This window comes from Acinetobacter sp. USHLN143 (assembly GCF_037145695.1).
Lineage (GTDB): Bacteria > Pseudomonadota > Gammaproteobacteria > Pseudomonadales > Moraxellaceae > Acinetobacter > Acinetobacter fasciculus.
In genome coordinates this window covers 1-16,961 of sequence record NZ_JBBCWZ010000004.1, presented here as the reverse complement: position 1 = coordinate 16,961, position 16,961 = coordinate 1, and the positions used below count along the sequence as shown (strand labels likewise).

At 45.2% G+C, this 16,961-nt stretch carries 11 protein-coding genes and 2 pseudogenes; 4 read left to right on the top strand and 9 right to left on the bottom strand.

Features of this window, described 5'->3' with window-relative positions:
- Positions 1-157: 157 nt before the first annotated feature.
- The 8 genes and pseudogenes from WFH18_RS02190 to WFH18_RS02155 all read right to left on the bottom strand — a co-directional run bounded on the left by WFH18_RS02190 (position 158) and on the right by WFH18_RS02155 (position 9,447).
- On the bottom strand, positions 158-409 hold the full coding sequence (locus WFH18_RS02190; protein WP_004729489.1) for an RNA recognition motif domain-containing protein: 252 nt from the start codon (positions 407-409) through the stop codon (positions 158-160).
- Between the two features lie 83 nt (positions 410-492).
- Entirely contained in the window at positions 493-2,481 is a 1,989-nt protein-coding gene (locus WFH18_RS02185) for an ATP-dependent helicase (RefSeq protein WP_336754563.1), read from the bottom strand.
- A 160-nt stretch (positions 2,482-2,641) separates the two neighbouring features.
- Positions 2,642-3,720 (bottom strand): annotated as a pseudogene (locus WFH18_RS02180) (glycerate kinase).
- 65 nt (positions 3,721-3,785) lie between these two features.
- The gene (locus WFH18_RS02175; RefSeq protein ID WP_247143225.1) at positions 3,786-4,541 is read right to left on the bottom strand and encodes a hypothetical protein; all 756 of its coding nucleotides are present in this window, start codon (positions 4,539-4,541) and stop codon (positions 3,786-3,788) included.
- A gap of 95 nt (positions 4,542-4,636) precedes the next feature.
- Positions 4,637-7,279: a type I DNA topoisomerase gene (topA, locus tag WFH18_RS02170; RefSeq protein WP_004278474.1), complete on the bottom strand. Its 2,643-nt coding sequence runs from the start codon at positions 7,277-7,279 to the stop codon at positions 4,637-4,639.
- A gap of 30 nt (positions 7,280-7,309) precedes the next feature.
- A complete protein-coding gene (locus WFH18_RS02165) occupies positions 7,310-7,759 on the bottom strand; it encodes a hypothetical protein (protein WP_004647398.1) in 450 nt (149 codons plus the stop codon).
- 70 nt (positions 7,760-7,829) lie between these two features.
- Positions 7,830-8,834 carry a hypothetical protein gene (locus tag WFH18_RS02160; protein WP_005261740.1) on the bottom strand — a complete coding sequence of 335 codons (1,005 nt, stop codon included), beginning with the start codon at positions 8,832-8,834 and terminating at the stop codon, positions 7,830-7,832.
- Positions 8,835-9,201: 367 nt separating this feature from the next.
- Positions 9,202-9,447: a SlyX family protein gene (locus WFH18_RS02155; protein ID WP_004278477.1), complete on the bottom strand. Its 246-nt coding sequence runs from the start codon at positions 9,445-9,447 to the stop codon at positions 9,202-9,204.
- A 33-nt stretch (positions 9,448-9,480) separates the two neighbouring features.
- Here WFH18_RS02155 and WFH18_RS02150 point away from each other — a divergent pair, with 33 nt between their 5' ends.
- Together WFH18_RS02150 and WFH18_RS02145 are read left to right on the top strand one after the other, a co-directional pair.
- Positions 9,481-11,385, top strand: a complete 1,905-nt coding sequence (locus WFH18_RS02150; protein ID WP_336754562.1) for an ATP-binding cassette domain-containing protein — start codon at positions 9,481-9,483, stop codon at positions 11,383-11,385.
- Between the two features lie 107 nt (positions 11,386-11,492).
- Positions 11,493-12,428: an LpxL/LpxP family acyltransferase gene (locus WFH18_RS02145; protein ID WP_336754561.1), complete on the top strand. Its 936-nt coding sequence runs from the start codon at positions 11,493-11,495 to the stop codon at positions 12,426-12,428.
- Between the two features lie 324 nt (positions 12,429-12,752).
- Here WFH18_RS02145 and WFH18_RS02140 read toward each other — a convergent pair whose 3' ends face one another.
- Positions 12,753-13,883 carry an endonuclease/exonuclease/phosphatase family protein gene (locus WFH18_RS02140; RefSeq protein WP_442892443.1) on the bottom strand — a complete coding sequence of 377 codons (1,131 nt, stop codon included), beginning with the start codon at positions 13,881-13,883 and terminating at the stop codon, positions 12,753-12,755.
- Between the two features lie 188 nt (positions 13,884-14,071).
- Here WFH18_RS02140 and asd point away from each other — a divergent pair, with 188 nt between their 5' ends.
- Both asd and WFH18_RS02130 read left to right on the top strand, forming a co-directional pair.
- Positions 14,072-15,190: an aspartate-semialdehyde dehydrogenase gene (asd, locus tag WFH18_RS02135; protein WP_336754560.1), complete on the top strand. Its 1,119-nt coding sequence runs from the start codon at positions 14,072-14,074 to the stop codon at positions 15,188-15,190.
- 120 nt (positions 15,191-15,310) lie between these two features.
- A pseudogene (locus tag WFH18_RS02130) lies at positions 15,311-16,894 on the top strand (FimV/HubP-related protein).
- Positions 16,895-16,961 lie beyond the last annotated feature (67 nt).

The window sequence follows — 16,961 nt, the reverse complement described above, 5'->3', positions numbered from 1 at the left end:
ATAAAGTAAAAGGTTCGCCTGCATTTCGCAATCAAAAGATGTTCGGACTGAATCAATCCAGCACTGAAATTCAGAGCATTGAGCTCACTAATTAAGTACGGCGATACTAAATTGTAGCCATAAAAAAAGGAGCCTATCAAGTGCTCCTTTTTTGAGTTTAAGCCTGAGGCTTGTCTTCTGCGGCTTTCACGCGGATGCCATGTCCGTGTAGGCGTAAAGTGTTCAGGCCTTTAATGGCTTTGACTGCTTCACGGCCATGCGGCATTTCTACAAAAGCAAAACCTTTTGATTTGCCTGTTGCTGCATCAAGCACCAAAGTACAGGTCTCCACTGTGCCATATTCCTGGAACAGTTTCAGTAATTCGGCTTCTGTGACCGTACGTTCTAAATTACGAACTAAAATTTTCATCTTACAACCTTAAGAAGATAGGCAAAAAATATCAAAAAGCACGCGCCTACTCTACTTTTTGCATGAAACAACTTTGCCATAGTTTAATCGAGATCAATCCCAAAATCTAAATTAATCGACTTGCGTTCAATCAAGGCACTTTTTACCGTTTGCTGCCGGGTCTTGTAATGGGTTTCTGTGGTGCATAAATGCCGGGTGAGATCATTCAGGAAATAGCTTTCGACTTTACGCCCCTGCTCATCGACCGTTTCCCGCGCCCAATGATTCAGGTTCTGTTTGGTCAGAATCAATTCATTTTTTGCCCGGGTCAACGCCACATATAGCACACGACGTTCTTCTTCGACATCATCAAAGTCACCCTGAGCACGTGCATGCGGGTAATTGCCTGGCGTGACATTGGCCACATAACAAACATTTTGTTCGGTGCCTTTGGCCGAGTGAATGGTAATCAAGGTCACCACATCATGGTCCGACTGGCGTTCAATTTCCGAGATTGACACCGGATCCAGTACATATTCCTCTAAAAACTCACTCAGCTGCGAATGCTTGGAGGCCAGCTGTTTGACCAGTTCAAAATCACTCTGGCGACGTGGCCAATCCTTTTTATAGTTTTCCGCCAACTGCGATTCAATCGCCTGAATCGCAAGACCGACACAGGCTTGCACTTCGCCTTTGAGCACACTCATCTGCTGCATGATCAGAATGGTTTCTAATGGTATCTTGCCAAATTTTTCCAAATTATCTGCAATAGCTTCCATTTCCGGTTCAGCCAATAACTGCTGCGATAGCTTACTGGCACCCACATCACCAACACCATTCCACAGGGTCAAGAAACGCATCCAGGCGATATCATCCAGCGGATTGGCGACTACGCGCAGCATGCTGAGCAAATCTTTGACATGCGCCGTTTCCAGCAGCTTCATGCCACCAATAAAGCGATACGGCACATTAGCCGCGATACAGGCTGCCTCAATATGCCGTGCGGCAAAACTGGAACGAACCAGCACCATATGCTCGCCCCACTTACTACCTTGCAGATAATGACGCTCTTTAATATCAATCGCGATCCATTTGGCTTCATCAAACTCATTCGGGAAAATATGCATGCGCGGCTTTACACCTTCTCCGCGATACGCTTCCAGACGTTTGTCATATTTGATTTCAGACTGATCGAGCAGCCAGTTGGACAGATCCAGAATTTCCTGGGTCGAGCGGTAGTTTTTTTCTAATTTAAAAATCTGCGCATCTGGCACACGTTCTTTGAAATGGTGAATATTTTCAAAGTCTGCACCACGAAAGCCATAAATCGACTGCGCATCATCACCGACACAGAACAGGCTGATCCGGTCTTTCAGTGGCTCCAGCAAAGCCCATTGCAATGGATTGGTATCCTGCATTTCATCGACCAGCATATGCCGACAGATTGAAGCGACATAGTCGACCAGACCTTCGGACTGTGCCAGCGCCGTAGCTACTACCGCCAGAATATCGTCATAATCCAGAAAACTTCGCGCTTGCTTACGTGCTTCATATTCTTTCATAATTTCGGCAATCTGGTCCTTTAAGGCCAGATATTCCGGCATCTGTTTTTCCAGCGCCAGACTGAGCTTTTGCCGGGTATTTCTTGCAAAAGAATACAAATCACATAATTCCTGAGGCTTCGGCAGATGATTGGGATTTTTCTTGTCATCACGGCCGCGAATCAAACGAAACATCATCAACTGATCATCACGATCAATAATCGAAAACTGTTCCAGACCAAAAGCTTTCGGAATACGGCGCAGCAGATACATACAGAAAGTATGAAAGGTCGAGGCCCGCAGTCCCTTGGCTTGTTCACCCAGTGCAAGTTCGACACGCGCCACAATTTCACTGGCTGCACGGCGGGTAAAGGTCAGAATTTGAATCTGGTTGGCAGGCACACCCTGCTCAATCAAGTAAGCTGCGCGTGCCACGATAGTCTTGGTTTTGCCACAACCTGCCCCGGCCAGCACCAAACTGTGTTTTGCTTCTGTGGTCGCTGCTTGCTTTTGTTGGGGGTTTAATTCATCAATCAGGGTGGCTAAACTCATTTTCACTCATCATTTTGTGGATGTATGTAGTTTAACAGATCGCTTCCAGAATTATGTCTTTTCAGTTGTCCTGAAACTGTCTCCAATTTTATTTCCTGATTTGATATTAGCTAACGACAGGGCGTGCTGGATTACAGGAGAGAGAAATACTTTCACTCTGTCAAAAGATTTTAACTATCTCAACGACAGCTTTCTCCAAGTTCATTTCTGCATTATTTAAGGCTTCCTCTAAAGGACAATCTGGCGGATTAATCCCAACAATCTGGCTAAATCCTGACTCAAACAAATCCTCAATCCCTTCACCGACTAGACCCGCAAAAGCAATCACCGGTTTATTGAAGTGTTTTGCAACCTGCGCCACACCAAATGGCGTTTTGCCAAATTTGGTTTGAAAATCAATTTTACCTTCCCCGGTAAACACATGATCTGCTTGCGCTATTTTCTCGTTGAGTTGAACCTGTTCAATCATCAGCTCTACACCTGATCGAATGGAAGCAGCAGTGAATGCCATTAAACCAAAACCCAATCCACCGGCAGCGCCCGCACCTGCCACATGACGATAATCACAGCCAATCTGCTGAGCAACCACATCGGCGAAATGACAGAGGTTTTGATCCAACTGCTTGACCATTTCAGGCGTTGCACCTTTTTGTGGTCCAAAGATTATCGATGCACCATTTGGTCCACACAGTGGATTGTTGACATCCGATGCAATGATTATTTCAGTATCTGCTAAACGTGGATCAAGTTCGGATAAATCCATTGATTTGACCAGATCTAAGTTTCCACCACAGACCTGAATTGACTCACTCTTATAATTTAGAAACCGCACACCCAGTGCTTGCGCCATACCGGCACCTGCATCATTGGTAATACTGCCACCGAGCCCAATGATGATTTTTTTCACATCCAAATCCAATGCTTGTTTGATCATTTCTCCTGTACCATAGGTCGAAGTAAGCATCGGGTTACGCTGTGAAGGTTTCAATAAATGAATGCCATTGGCCTTGGCCATTTCAATCACGGCAGTCTGGCTTGCATCAACCAAACCCCAATAGGTCTGAATACGTTGCTCAGATAATGGCCCGGTCACTTCACATGCAATACTTTCCCCCTTCAAGCTTGAAATCAGTGCATCGACCTTGCCTAAACCAATCAGCGCTGCATGGCCTGACAAGCCCGCGCAGCAGACATGCTTTCTTTAAATGAGTCAGGAGCAAGTACAAAGGTGAGCGGCATGATGTAATCTTTTATCCACAAATGAAGTCTAAATTGTGGATAAATCCAGTACTATCCACAAGTCTTTATTTCCAGCCCAGTTCAATTGCAGTTATCTCATTAATCAAGGTTTGATTTAAAGATTCTGGCATTTTACTGGTAGTTTGAGACAGGGGAATATGCCCTGCCATCAGCTCCGCCTTGGATTGCGGAAATAAGGGTTGCTGATCTGGAAATGCATAACCCAGCGGATAAATCGGTTGCCCTGTCGCTAAATCGTATTTATCCGAAGCACCAAAGGCATGCAGCAATTCATGAACCAAGACAATTTTATTCTGTTCAGTCTGTTGCTTGGATGCAAATAGATTCACCGAACCAATCCGGCCTTTTTGCAAGGCGGTTGAATGCTTTAATTGCTTGGTCTGCGCAGGATCATAGTAATTTAAAAATAAAGTCACATTGGCTGAAGGATCTGAACTCTGTCGCTGTTTCCAGGCATAGAAACGGAATTTTAAACTCCATAAAACTGTATTGATGAGCGAAGCCTGCTCAGGGACTTTGGGCGGTAGAACTTTAAGCTCACGGCCTAAATTAAAATAAAAATAAGTCGGCTGTCCGCGATACTGCTGAGCTGCTTTTTCCAGATATTCCCTTGCTCCATTCAGGTCCTGAACTGACAGTTGCTGGATATATTTCTGTGTGGTTGGTAATCCATCAGCACTAATCGGATGCAGCAAAACAATAATCGGCTTTGACCAGTTCTGGTTTTGATCACGATAGGCATTGACTGCGACAATCAATAAGATGATTAATAAAATCAGAATCCGAATCTTTTTCCACATGGCCCCAAATCAACCTTGATTATTGTTTTTAAAATGAAGATACATCATAAATAAAAAATGCCGACTTTCGTCAGCATTTTTTTGAATCTTAGAGTTTAGGCTTCAACCCATTTTCCGTCCTGATAAACCAGAGACCATTTGGTTTGCTTGCCTTCTGCAGTTTCCGAACCAATATATTGTGACTGGTTCTTACGGCTAAATTTTACCAGAGTTGGATTCCCTTCCGGGTCCACATCAGGTGCCTGCAAGATAAACTGATACTTTGGATCAAGCTGATCAGCAACAGAACGTATCTCGGCCACTTTCGGTGCACGGGTTTCACGCACTTTCGGGAACTTGCTTGCCGCCAGGAATAAACCGGCTGCACCGTCACGCAGTACGAAGAAATCGTCATGCTTGGCAGAACGTAAATGCTCCATCTTGATCGGGTCCACACGTGGAGGCGCAGGCTGACCGCTCTTTAAGACTTTACGGGTATTGTCACAGCTGGTACAGGCAAAATACGGACCAAAACGACCCGTCTTCAGCTGCATTTCACCATCACACTTGTCGCATGGGATACTCGGGCCATCATAGCCTTTAATTTTGAACTCGCCTTCTTCAAGTTCAAAACCACTACAGTCCGGGTTATTCCCACAGATATGCAGTTTACGGCCGCCATCAATCACATAGCTGTCCATGGCAGTTTCACAGATCGGACAACGCTTCTTCGACATCAGGTCAGCAGTTTCCGCAGCCTCATCATCAGACAATGCAGCCAGAGACTCAACTGGTGTCAGGTTCAAGGTTCCCTTACAACGCTCTTTCGGCGGTAGGTTATAGCCTGAACAACCCAAGAATACGCCTGTGGTTCCGGTACGAATCTGCATTGGACGGTCACATTCTTTACAGTGTACTGCATCCACTTCTACAGGCTGATTGCGGCGCATACCGTTCTCACCCTGCGCCGTAGTCAAACGTTGCTTAAAATCGCCATAGAAGCTGTCTAATAACTCTTTCCAGTTACGCTCACCATCTGCTACTTTATCCAGCTGACCTTCAAGATCTGCGGTAAAGGCATAGTTCATCAGATTACTAAAATTTTCATCCAGACGATCGGTGACGATTTCGCCCATCTTCTCGGCATAGAGACGACGGTTATCCAGTTTCACATAACCACGATCCTGAATGGTCGAGATAATCGCAGCATAGGTTGATGGACGGCCAATGCCTTTTTTCTCGAGTTCTTTCACCAGTGAGGCTTCAGTAAAACGTGCCGGTGGCTTGGTGAAATGTTGAGATGGATCAAGTTTCTCAAGTTTAAGCACTTCACCGACTTTGACCGCAGGCAATAAAATATCGTCATCGGCTTTATTGGCACCACGCACGCGGGTAAAGCCATCAAAGACCAAGGTACGGCCTTTGGCTTTCAGTTCTACGCCATTGGCATCCACCAAAATGGTAGAAGACAGATATTCTGCCGGAGTCATCTGACAAGCAACAAACTGGCGCCAGATCAGGTCATACAGACGCTGTGCATCACGCTCAACACCCACCAGACTGTCGCCTTTTAAGCCAACCATAGATGGACGAATCGCCTCATGCGCTTCTTGCGCACCGGCTTTATTGCCATAACGGTTCGGCTTGGCAGGCAAATACTTCTCGCCAAACTCGGATTCGATATGACCACGCACCATATTCACCGCATCATCACTCAAGAAGGTCGAGTCGGTACGCATATAGGTAATGAAGCCGGCTTCATACAGACGCTGCGCCAGCATCATGGTTTTCTTCACAGAAAAACCGAGACGGGTACTGGCTGCCTGTTGTAGCGTTGACGTGATATACGGCGCACTTGGATTAACCTTGGTTGGCTTATCTTCACGTGCAGAAACCGTATAATCAGCATCTTTGATCAGGTTTAATAAGGCATCAGTTTCGGCTTTATTGCGTAGCTTGAGCGTCTTGCCATTTTGCTTGACCGCTTCGAGACGAATATCATCTTTTTTCGATTTGGTATCGGCAAACACCTGCCAGTATTCTTCAGGAATGAAGGCACGAATTTCACGTTCACGCTCGACCACTAGCTTCACCGCAACCGACTGTACACGACCGGCTGACAGACCACGCGCAATCTTTTCCCAAAGCAATGGCGAAATCATAAAGCCCACGACACGATCCAGGAAACGGCGTGCCTGCTGCGCATTGACTTTATTGGTATCCAGACGTGACGGATGCTTAAAGGCATCCTGAATCGCATTTTTGGTAATTTCATTAAAGACCACACGCTGATAACGCGAATCATCACCGCCGATGACTTCTTTTAAATGCCAGGCAATCGCCTCTCCTTCCCTGTCCATATCCGTTGCCAGATAGACTTCATCGACTTGCGATGCCAGTTTTTTCAGTTCGGCAACCACATGTTCTTTGCCAGGAAGGACTTCGTATTTGGCTTTCCAGTCATGTTCCGGATCGACACCCATGCGGTTAATCAACGCATTCTGTGATTTTTCAGCTTTTTCTGCATCCGTCAGTTTGGTACGTGTCGCTGGTTTTTTCTCTGTCGATTTTGCAGAACCGCCAGTCGGTAAGTCACGCACATGACCCACCGATGATTTTACGATGTAGTTCGGACCAAGGTACTTATTGATTGTTTTCGCTTTTGCAGGCGACTCCACAATCACTAGGGCACGCTTGCTTCCAGCGTCGGGAGACTTCGCTGTGCTGCTTTTTGATGTGGACCGAGGAGCGTTCGCCATAATTAACCGTTAATCCTGTTTATTTCTAAATTAAAGTTCAGCCAAAGCGTGTAACAGTGCTTTGATGTCGTCGAGTTGGGTCGCTCTTAAATCAGCTTCTTCATCCCAGTACATGCCGACACAGTTGGCCTGCATATCAATAGCATAAATGCCTTTTAATGCAATGGGAAAATCTTTAAATTTCTCATCACCCTGCACGATTTCGAGTTTATTATCGACAACACGGGCGCGCATCAAGGGCAAACGCGCATCTGGCATCAGCACACTGTAGTACGCGACCATACTGGCACGACTTTCAGTCGCCTTCGGGATTTTGGTCCAGTCCGGTGCCACCACCAGACGTGGATGCAAACCCATTTTACGGGCTTTGTCACGCATCAGGCCCAAGGCTTTTTCTCGGGGGCTCACGCGCAACCCGAAAATCGACCCTATGACGAAAATGATGATGACCACCGTCACCCAGATTCCAGTGTTTTCCATAGTTCAACCTTTATGTTCTATTATTAGAGTTGCATAAGCACAATATAAAACGCAAGTTTGCACGATAAAATTAATTCAGGAACATTTCATGACTATATAAAATTTCGTGACCATTCCAGTAAATATAACCTTTCTCGATCAACTCCTTCAGCAGCAAGCGGATGTCCGATTTTGGAAATAACTGTTCCAGTAAATCACGCAGCTCATAAATGTCTTTGGGTTTATCGCCCTGCAATTCACGCAGTTTACGCGCCACTTCCAGTTGTACCGGATCGATCCGGCCAAAGTTCTTGAACAGGTCTTGCTGTGCCGACTGGATTGGTGACTTGAGTATTTCAGATTCAACTGGAGCTTCTTCTGCCTTCAGTTGGGAAATGACCTGATCCAGTTTTGGATTTTCAACCGGGCTTTGTTCATCCAGATTGAGTTGCAGCCATTGTTTCAAAACTTTTTTGCGGAAGCTGATTTGCTCATCATAGCGTTTGACGATTTTCAGGTTAATCAACATGCCGACCACATGCTGAGCTTTTACCGGCATCACTTGCAGAATATTCGCCACTGAGTTTTTTAGGGTTTCCACCGTATTCGGTTTGCCGCTCATTTTCCCTAACGCATCACAGTATTTTTTCACCAGTTGCAAGGCAGGTTTGTTCTTGATGGTATCCAGACTCGGAAGATGATTTTTAGGTTGATCGGTTGGAATGTTTGTCTCATCAGGCTGAATCTGAATTAGGTGACACGGAATATCAGAAGCTTGCAGCATCTGCTGCAACATCTCGCAGCTGTCCATCGCCGAGATCAATTCAACCTCGGTTTCCGGCTCCAGTAGCGCCATAAGCTGACCGACAATGACCGCATATTCATATTCTTTTTGTGGCGATTCAGGCGTGTCCAGTACCACCACCTGACCACTGCTAATCCAGCCGGCAAGCTCGGTTAAATCCTCTAAGGAGAATTCAAATTTTCCGGCACAGCTAAACAGATATAAAGTCGAATAATGCGCCACAATCTCACGCATTAACTTGGCTGTAGGGAAATTATTTTCGAGGTCGAGTAGAACAACTTTTGGGTGCATGGGACGCAATTCCGGAATGTACCTGAGAGCCGGTATTAGAGTAGGAAGTGAGTGAAAGGTCAAATAATTTTATGGCTGAATGGGTGCAGCCCTGTTTCGGCAGAGGGCCAAACTGCATTTTATGAAATGCCGGCAAGAAATCTGTTTGCAAGCGCGAATGTTTGTTTTCAACAGGAAAATTCTTTTGCACTTGATCATCGCGTTGCACTTTATTACTTTTATATGCGTGTTTAAGGCAATTTAAAAGCCCATTCAAAACAAAAATACTTCTCTTTTTATCATCTTATAGATTGACTCATTTTTATTTTTCAATAAAAAACCCTTAGATCAGCTAAGGGTTATTGTTGATTAAATCATTGGTTGCAAATTAATAATGCGGTGGTCGGTCTGCAACCGGATCAAATTCTGCTATGCCTTCAGACAGATCTGAAGACTCAACACGTTGATATAACAGCGTCATTTGCTTTTTCAGGTCAGCAATTTCCAGGGTCTGTTTGGCCACCTGATCATTCAACTGTTCAACTAAATCGTCTAAAAATGCAATTCGCACTTGCAAATCTTCAATGGGTGCGGAAAATGACGCCTGATCATTTAGATTTTGTTGTTTAGTCATTTAAAGTCCTCATTGGGGATTTCAGGAAACATTATGGCCTATATTACCCTTAGGGATGTCCAACTTGCGTTTGGTGGACCCGCCCTGCTCGACGGCGCGAATTTTAACTTGGAACGCGGCGAACGAGTGTGTTTGATTGGCCGTAATGGTGAGGGTAAGTCTACCTTACTTAAGCTGATTGAAGGAAGTTTACTGCCTGACAACGGCGAAGTTTCATTACAAAACGGCATTACTATTTCCATGCTGGCGCAAGATGTACCGATGGATTCAGGTAAAGTGGCTGATATCGTGGCAGATGGTGCCGGTGAAGCATCGGAAGTTTTGCGTGCTTATCATGCTGCCAGTGAAGCCTGTGTACTCGGTGACATGGGCGCCTGTGATCGTATGGGCAACCTGCAACACAAAATGGATCAGCTGGATGGCTGGGCGCTGGAAACCAAGGTCAATTCGATTTTAAGCAAAATGGGTCTGGACCCGGATGCAGATCTTGCCGATTTGTCTGGTGGTCGTAAACGTCGTGTCTTGCTGGCACGTGCTTTACTTACCCAACCTGATGTGCTGTTACTCGACGAACCGACGAACCATTTAGATGTTGAAAGTATCGAATGGCTGGAAAAATTCCTGCTCGATCAAAACAATTTGACCCTGCTGTTCATTTCGCATGACCGTGCCTTTGTCGACAGCATTGCCACCCGTATTGTTGAGCTGGATCGTGGTCAACTGCGTAGTTATGAAGGTAACTATTCACGTTATCTAGACCTGAAAGCCCAGCAAATGGAAGCTGAAGAAAAGCAAAATGCGCTGTTCGATAAAAAGCTGGCTGAGGAAGAAGTCTGGATCCGTCAAGGGATTAAAGCCCGTCGTACCCGTAACGAAGGTCGTGTCCGTGCCCTAAAAGCATTACGTGAAGAATCTAGAGCACGTCGTTCGCAACAAGGTAAAGTGACGATGGCGACTCAGGATGCCAACCGCTCAGGCAAACTGGTGTTTGAAATTGAGAACCTGAGTGTGAAATTCGGTGACAATGCACCGATCATCAACAACTTCTCTGCACTTGTCCTCCGTGGCGACCGTATCGGTCTGGTCGGTGATAACGGTGTCGGTAAAACTACCCTCATTAAAGCCATTCTGGGCGAGCTAGAACATGGCGGTACGGTGAAGACCGGTACGCAGTTAGAAGTGGCCTATTTCGACCAGCTCCGTAATGCGCTGGATCTGGAAAAATCTGTTAAAGATAACGTCTCAGAAGGTTCTGACCACGTGGATGTGAATGGTAACCGTCGTCATATCTATAGTTATTTACAAGATTTCCTGTTTTCGCCAGAACGTGCCCGTACACCAGTCAAAGCTTTGTCGGGTGGTGAACGCAATCGTATCTTGCTGGCGAAACTTTTGCTGAAACCATCGAACCTGATTGTGATGGATGAGCCAACCAACGACCTGGATATGGTGACTTTAGAGTTACTGGAAGAAATGCTGGGCGGCTACAAAGGCACCCTGCTGTTGATCTCGCATGACCGTGCCTTTATGGACAACGTGGTAACATCCACTTGGGTCTTTGATGGTAAGGGCAATATCGACGAATATGTCGGCGGTTATCAGGATTATCTTGAACAGCGCCCGGATCAAACCGTGGTTGACCAAAAAAGTGCCGTGAAAAAAGCCATGGCCAAAGCAGAAGCTGAGGCGGCACCGGTCGCTGCCAAGAAAGTTAAGCTTAGCTACAAGGACCAGCGTGCACTCGAACAGCTTCCAGCTGAAATGGAAGCGCTGGAAAAAGAGCAGACCGAGATCAATACACAACTGGCTGATGGCTCTTTATTTGTGACTGATTCCGATAAAGCACTGAAACTGTCTAAACGCTTATCCGAAATTGATGAGCTGTTACTGGAAAAATTAGAGCGTTGGGAAGAACTGGACAACCTAAGTAACGGCTAAATATTCCCCGAGCTTTTACTAAAGCATCTGTATTCGTACAGATGCTTTTTTATTTCAATAATCTTCTCTGTTAGACTGCATTTAATCTTTTGGCCCTAAATTGTTTTATGAGTACTCAGCCTGCATATCAACCCGGTGAATTTCAATGGTCATTCCTGTTACCTCAATATTGGGGCAAATGGCTAGGCATTATTTTCCTGATGATTCTGGCGATCTTACCTTGGGCCATTCAGCATCGTCTGGCGTCCCTGCTGGGCCACCTTTCTATTAAATACTTGAAATCACGCCGTGAAACCACGCTGCGTAATCTGGAAGTCTGCTTTCCCGAATGGTCTGAAAAGCAGGTACAGGACAATGCCCGTCAGGTATTTATCGATCAAATGCTGGGGGTGTTTGAGACGCTGAATGCCTGGTACAGTCCGAAATGGTTTCAGGGCCGCGTCAGTATTGAAGGCTTGGAACATATTCAGAAGGCACAAGCCGCAGGCCAAGGCATGCTGTTATTAGGCACGCATTCAACTTTGCTCGATGCGGGTGGTTATCTTTGCGCACAATATTTTGAACCGGATGTGGTCTATCGTCCGCAGAATAATCCACTTTTGGACATGCTGATTTACCGTTGTCGCGCCACAATTTATGCCAATCAGATTGACCATGATGATATGCGCGGTCTGGTACGTAACCTGAAAAATGGCCATGCGATCTGGTACAGTCCGGATCAGGATTATGGTTTAAAACAAGGCGTGATGGCACCTTTTTTTGGCGTGCCTGCGGCGACTGTAACCGCACATCGCCGTTTACTGAAAATGACCAAAGCGGCTGCAATTCCTTTATATTTCTACCGTCATGGCGATATTAACAATCCGCGCTACCATGTGCTCATTGAACCGGCACTGGAAAACTTCCCTAGTGAGAATGAAGTTGAAGATGCCACTCGCGTGAACCGGGTGATTGAGCAGCAGTTGCGCATCGCACCGACCCAATATATGTGGTTCCACCGCCGTTTTAAGACTCGCCCTGAAGGTTATAAATCAATTTACTAAATCAATTTGATCACGGAATTTGAAGGGCTATAGCTTAAAATCATGTTTAAGTAATTGAAATAATTTAACCCGAGCTCTACATCCTGTAAAACTCGGGTTAATGAGGTTGTGCTTTCACATATTATAATTCGTTCTGCTTTTTTGTGATGTCCCTTTCAGCATCATATCCATGATGTTTTCATTCAGCTTCGTCTTCCTTATGAGAATATCCTTTCTCGACTCCCTGTGCTGATAAACCTAGAATACCCAGATTCCCAACCCCTGCCCATTCGCAAGAATGCGTAAACTGTTGTAAGCAATATCGTACACTTTTCTTCTAAAAACCTATGAGATTTTGCCCCTTTCTTTATAAGCCAGGGCAACTTCATCAGTGACTATTTTTTCCTCTTTCTCTGCTTTCTGAATGCCCTCTTCAATGGCTTTTTGTGCTTCCTGCTCATCTTTATCAGTTTGTTCTAATTCTTCCTGAATATGCTCGAATACCCGACCGGTTTGTAAAACCAGAAAGACCGGAAAATGGTCAGAACCTACATGCGGTAAACGCTCCATGTGTACCAAGGCAAAATCGGTACTATGAAAGACGTGATCCAGCGACCAGCGGAAAAAAGGATAATCTGCGTGAAAAGTATTCACATAATGACGTCCTACCCGCGGATCCAGCAGCCCACTAATGCGTTGAAACAGGCGTGTGGTACGTGACCAGGCCACGTCATTCAGATCGCCCATGACGATACAGCTTTCATCCAGATCTTTAATCTGATCCCCGACAATCAGCAGTTCAGCATCACGCAAGGTAGAATCCTTGGCCTCGGTCGGACTGGGTGGTTTGGGATGCAGACAGTAGAGCTGTACCGGTTGTCCTGAGCGTAAAATTACCGTGGTATGAATGGAGGGAATTTCATCACTCAGAATAAATTTAACCTCAGTTTCACTCAGTTCGAGCTTGCTATATAGATGCATGCCATACAGATTATCCAAAGGCACAGGCACGCGATAAGGATAATCAGCTTCAATCACTGAGAGTGCATTTTGCCAGTTTTGATCGGTTTCCAGGGTTAACACCAGATCTGGCTGATGAATCTGGATCTGCTCGATCAGTAAATGATATTTGCTATTGGTGGTCAGAACATTGCAGACCATCAATGAGATTTGCCGCTGCGGATCTATTTGATCCTGCTTGACTTGCTTGACCTGTTTTTTCCAGACAAAGGTATAGGGCAATACCATTTTCAGCTGATAGGCCAAAGCCGCCATCAGCCCGACAAAAAGTAACTGATTCAACCAGTTCCAGGGATGCTCCAGAACCAAGAACAGCACAAAGGCGATAAAGCCCAATACCAGAATTTGTAAGCGTGGAAAATCCGCACCCCGAATCCACCATTCATCGCGTGGTATCAGTGACCAAAAACTTAACCAAATGACAATGATTGCCAGAATTTGGATAACCAATATCATAAACTGCGCTCTTAATTAAGTTATTATTTTTTCTAAAAGAAAAATGACGTTATCAATTTTGTATGTATCATAAAGCAGATATTTCTCTCAAGAATATTGATGTTTTGATTGTGTAGCTCTTGCAGTTGAGTCCCTTTTTGGTACACTCGAATCCCTTTTGATTTTTTAACGCACCGAGGCAAAGTGACATGAAAGTAGGTCTGGTCGGTTGGCGCGGGATGGTTGGTTCCGTCCTTATGCAACGTATGGTTGAAGAGAATGATTTTGCTCATTTTGAGCCATTCTATTTCTCTACCAGTAATGCAGGCGGTGAAGCGCCGGCATTTGGCGGTAAGACCGCCCCAGCACTTATGGATGCATCAGACATTAACAGTCTGAAGCAAATGGATGTCATTATTACCTGTCAAGGTGGCGACTATACCTCTGAAGTTTTCCCGAAACTGAAAGCTGAAGGCTGGAATGGTTACTGGATTGATGCAGCATCGACCTTACGTATGGATGATGAAGCCATCATCGTACTTGATCCAGTCAACATGCATGTGATCAAAGATGGTTTGGTTAAAGGCACCAAGACTTTTGTCGGTGGTAACTGTACAGTTTCCTTGATGCTGATGGGCGTGGGCGGTCTGTTCCAGAACAATCTGGTGGAATGGGCAACGTCAATGACCTATCAGGCCGCTTCAGGTGCAGGCGCGCAAAACATGCGTGAACTGATCAATGGTATGGGTTATTTATATAACAATACCAAAGAGTTGCTAGATGATCCGCGTTCTCCAATTCTGGATATCGACTCTAGAATTGCTGAATTACAACGTGGTGAAGGCTTCCCGTCTACAAACTTTGGCGTTCCTTTGGCTGGTTCACTCATTCCTTATATCGACAAGCAACTGGAAAGCGGCCAGTCGAAAGAAGAATGGAAAGGTCAGGTTGAAACCAACAAGATTCTGGGCAACCAGCAGATCGTGCCAATTGATGGTCACTGCGTGCGTATTGGTGCCATGCGTTGTCACTCTCAGGCATTAACCCTGAAATTGAAAAAAGATGTACCTTTGGATGAAATCGAAGACATCATTGCACGTGCCAATGACTGGTCTAAAGTGGTTCCAAATACTCGTGAAGCATCGATGACTGATCTGACGCCTGTTGCTGTAACAGGTACTTTAAGCGTTCCAGTCGGCCGCCTGCGCAAGCTGAACATGGGTAAAGAATATCTGGGTGCATTCACTGTAGGTGACCAGTTGCTTTGGGGTGCGGCCGAGCCTTTACGCCGTATGCTGCGTATTTTGATTGATTATAAAAATGCCTAATATCCTGTCGATATAAAGCCAAAAGCCGATCTTTATTGATCGGCTTTTTTATGTAACTATTGCGTAAGTATTTTACAAAAAACAAACATCCCGTTAATCTATAATTTTCGCTATGCGATAATGACTGAGCTCACGATTAAGATGACTGTATATAACAAATTAAAGCTTGCGATTTTAGCCATTGTTGCTTCACAAAACATTTATGCGATTAATGTAGATCCGATTCAAATCCAGTCTGCACCCGGAGAATTACTCTATGCAGAAATGACTTTTCGGTAGTCTGATATGAGTTTGCCGATTGAAGTCAGTCTGGCTTCACCTGCAGATTTAATGTCAATTGGTGCATCACATCAACCGCCTGGTCATCTGAACTTTTTTACCCGGCGTAGCAATAATGGTACTGGGGTCATTACTATTACTTCTTCTCGCCCCATAACAGAACGCGAACTGAATATTATTGTTAAAATCAAGGAAGGCAATGCCGCACGTCTGCAGCATATTCGTACCAATTTAAGACCTAAAACAGATTTATTACAGGCCAGTCTCAAACAGAATGAACGCCCGCTTGCACCCGTTGTCGTCGTCAGTGAAAAAGATATTGCACTTAACTTACCCGTAAGTAGCCATTACAGTACAGCAGCTCCTACAGCCTTAAATAAACCAGCGGGTCTAGAAAAGCCGTTGGCATTGCAACGCACAGCACCACCAACATTATCGAACACTTCTATTCCTAAAACTGCATTTGTGCCAGCTGTAATGACATCAAGTCCAGCGATTCAGGCTCAAGCGATTGCGCCTGCGCTTAAAAGCGAGGCTATAACTGCACCCGATACTCAAGCCCCAGTTAAAACTGCAGCGGTGCTTTCAGATTCAGTAAATACCTCACAAGCAACTCCTGTAGCAGCTTCGACTACAGACAAACCGGCTAGTACGATGCCAGCAAATCAAAGCGCATCAGTACCAAATAAAGCAGATGTGCAGAAAGCTGTAGAGTCCCGTTCTGATCATCAAATCGCTTCCAATGATCCCTTGGTGAAAAAATTTACTGAGGAACAAGCCAGAAAATCAACTGGATCAGCCAATCCGGTGAAAACTCCGGCTCCAGTGACTGCAAAAGCCTCACCAGTCAAAACAACTCCGAATCAGACTCCACCTACTTATGTAGTTCAATCTAATGAGTCACTGTGGGGGATTGCTTCACGAATTGCCGAACAGCAGCAGCGTCCTGTCAATGAAATCATGCAGCAAATTAAAAAAGACAATGAGCATGCCTTTATCGGAGGAAATGCTAATCGTCTACGTAAGGGGGCTGCATTGAACTTCAATACGACTCATCCTGCACCTGCACCTATTAAAGTCACTGCGGCAAAGCAAACCGAGCTACCGTCTAAGCCTACTGGCAAGACTAAATACCGTTTGAATCAGGCAGAAATGAGCCTGGTGGCTGAGAACCAGCGCGAATCCGGGCAAGTTTCTGCAAACCAGAACACAGAACGCAATCAAACATCAAAGGAATTGTCATTAAAAGTTATGACAGCCCGAGAAAAAACCGTTAAATTACAGAGAAACGTAACTGAATTAGAATTGGCACTCAATCAGAAGGATCACAGAATTCAGTTATTAAATGCGCGTCTGGCCCAGCTACAACAACAGCTCAAAGAGAGGTGGTCCCACTTGTTTGAACAACTAAAAGCTTATTTATAAGTGATATTCTGCTCTAGTTAAGCTACCTTATTTTGTTGTGGTAGCTGGTCATAGTAAAACTCATCTG